The organism is Clostridia bacterium, assembly GCA_036562685.1.
Classification (GTDB): domain Bacteria; phylum Bacillota; class Clostridia; order Christensenellales; family DUVY01; genus DUVY01.
Genome location: DATCJR010000069.1, coordinates 1 through 2,536, shown reverse-complemented (window position 1 = coordinate 2,536; position 2,536 = coordinate 1). Strand labels below are relative to the sequence as shown.

General features: G+C 32.7%; 3 protein-coding genes. 2 read left to right on the top strand and 1 reads right to left on the bottom strand.

Annotated elements, in window-relative coordinates; all coding sequences use genetic code 11:
• Nucleotides 1–598: acyltransferase domain-containing protein (locus VIL26_03155; protein ID HEY8389929.1), on the top strand; the 598-nt coding region annotated here is incomplete at its 5' end.
• 21 nt (nucleotides 599–619) lie between these two features.
• Here VIL26_03155 and VIL26_03150 read toward each other — a convergent pair.
• Complete coding sequence (locus VIL26_03150; GenBank protein ID HEY8389928.1) at nucleotides 620–1,624, bottom strand: LacI family DNA-binding transcriptional regulator; 1,005 nt, start codon at nucleotides 1,622–1,624, stop codon at nucleotides 620–622.
• 207 nt (nucleotides 1,625–1,831) lie between these two features.
• Here VIL26_03150 and VIL26_03145 point away from each other — a divergent pair.
• Nucleotides 1,832–2,536, top strand: a 705-nt coding sequence (locus VIL26_03145; protein ID HEY8389927.1) for a Gfo/Idh/MocA family oxidoreductase, incomplete at its 3' end; no start/stop codon positions are given.

Here is a 2,536-nt window from a genome sequence, read left to right as displayed (position 1 = left end):
TGTAGATAATAATTGGGCAGATGATGTTTATTTTGACACTTTTAAAGATTTTGCCATTTGGAATGATGTTTGTGTAAAGGAAACTGGAATTTGCGGGTTAAAAGAACTAAATTGGCTTGCTGAACCTATTCAACTTAAAATTTTCCGACTGGGCAGATTGCAATTTCAATCCACTATTACAGAAGAAGATTATACTTATAATGATATTTTAATACCTAAAGGATCAAAAGCTTATAATATACATATTCCGGCTGGAGAACCCCTTAACGAGAATGCCTGCACACAATCTTATGATAGTGCAACTACATTCTTTTCTTCAGAAAGTATTATATGTCTTTGTAGTTCATGGCTGTTGTCGCCCGTACTAGATGAACTTCTTCCATCAAGTTCTAATATTTTGCGTTTTAAGAGCAGGTATAAGATAATAAGCGTTAATCCTGAGAACAGGTCGGCCGAAAGATATTTGTTTGGCAGTATTGAAGATGATATTCAAAAATACAAACCTACCAGCAGCTTTGCCGCTAAAGTTAAACAAAGGTTAGAAAAGGGGATGCCGATAGGAAGTGCATTTGGTATATATTTACATAGGAGTAGATAATTTTTTCAATAACTACTGATTTTATAGAGTTTTTACAGAATTACGCACGATAAGTTCTGTTGGAACATAAATTTGTTGAGGGAGACTTTTGTCTCCTTCTATTCTTTTTATAAGGGTATTTGCAATAATGTTACCCATTTCTATCTGCGGTATGGATATCGTTGTAAGCGGCGGATTGGTGTATTTTGAAGATTCTATATTGGATATACTGATGACCGAAATATCATCAGGAATGCGTAAACCCATTTGATAAATAGCCGACATACTAGCAATAGCCATATGATCGCTGGCTACAAAAATTGCACTCGGTCTTTTGGGTTTTGACAGCATCTGCTGAGTAAGAGAAAAACATTTTTGTCTTTCCCAATTACTATTGATTACCCATTCGGGATTATAGGGGATATTGTAATAAGCAAGCACGTTTTTATAAGCAGCATATCTTCCCAATGTTGAAATATCGTTTTCATTGATAATTGATCCAATATAAGCAATATCTCTATGATTGTTTTCTATTAGATATGTCATAGCTTTATAGCCGGCTTCATAACGATTATAACGAACGTTATCGATATCATAGATAGAAGTGTCAACGCCTACAAGATGTTTTACTTTTTTTCTTATCAATTCCAGATCAAAATCTTTAGGCGTTACCATCAAAATTAATCCTTTTAGATCTGTTTCAAAAAGTTCATTTATTGTCGTTTCATTAAAATCATGCTGCGAATGTATGAAATTTAATTCATAATCATTTTTTGCAAGGACGTTTTTTATTCCCTCTAACACTTTCATAAAATAACTATCATAAAAGCGTTCTGAGGTCATGTTTATTATAACTCCTACTTTTTTTGAAGGAGCGTTTTTTCGTTTGTAATTTTGAGAAGGCGAATAATTAAGCTGTCTAGCTGCTTCCAAAACAGCTTCTCTAGTGCTGTTGGTGGTGTTAAAATCCGCGCTGTTGTTAAGTATTCGAGATACCGTTGCTATTGAAACTTTAGCTAATCTTGCAACGTCTCTTATTGTTGCCATTTGTTAATCACCTCATTAAAGTCCTTGTTTAGTAAACATTATACAATATGTTTCAGAAAAACACAATTATTTTTTAGGTAATTTATAAAAAAATATTCAAAAATTCCAAAATATTACATTGACTTTATAATTTTATAGTGTTATTATATAGCCAATCAATGAAACAAATAATTTGTTTACTAAACAAATGACGGAGATGAACTAAAGATGTACACAGTAGCAATAGTTGGATTAGGATCAAGAGGTTATCACACTTACGCAAAATATCAGCATGAACATAGGGAAACTATGAAAATAGTTGCAATAGCGGATATTGATGCTAACAAAGTGTTAGAGGCAAAAAAAGAGTTTAATGTGCCGGACAATATGTGTTTTGACAGTGCAGAAAGTTTGCTCAGTCAAGATAAATTAGCCGATGTAATCTTTATTGCAACACAAGATCGTGATCATGTAAGACAGGCTCTTATTGCGCTTGATAAAGGTTATGATATTTTACTTGAGAAACCTATTTCACCTAATTTGGATGAATGTATTGAACTTGAAAAAAAGGTTAAAGAGACTAAAAGACTAGTAGTTGTTTGTCATGTGCTTAGATATGCGCCTTTTTACACCAAAATTAAAGAAATTATCGATTCCAAAATTATCGGAGATATAGTCACATTAGATGCTGTAGAAAATGTTGGATATTGGCATCAAGCGCATTCTTTTGTTCGCGGAAATTGGAGAAACAGTAATACAACAAGTCCGATGATTTTGCAAAAGAGCTGTCATGATTTTGATATCATTTCATTTTTGTTAGGAAAGAAATGTATTAGCTTAAGTTCTTATGGTTCTTTAAAATATTTCAATTCTAAGAACAAACCTCAAGGTGCTACTGATTATTGCTATGATTGTCCATGCAAAAGCACATGT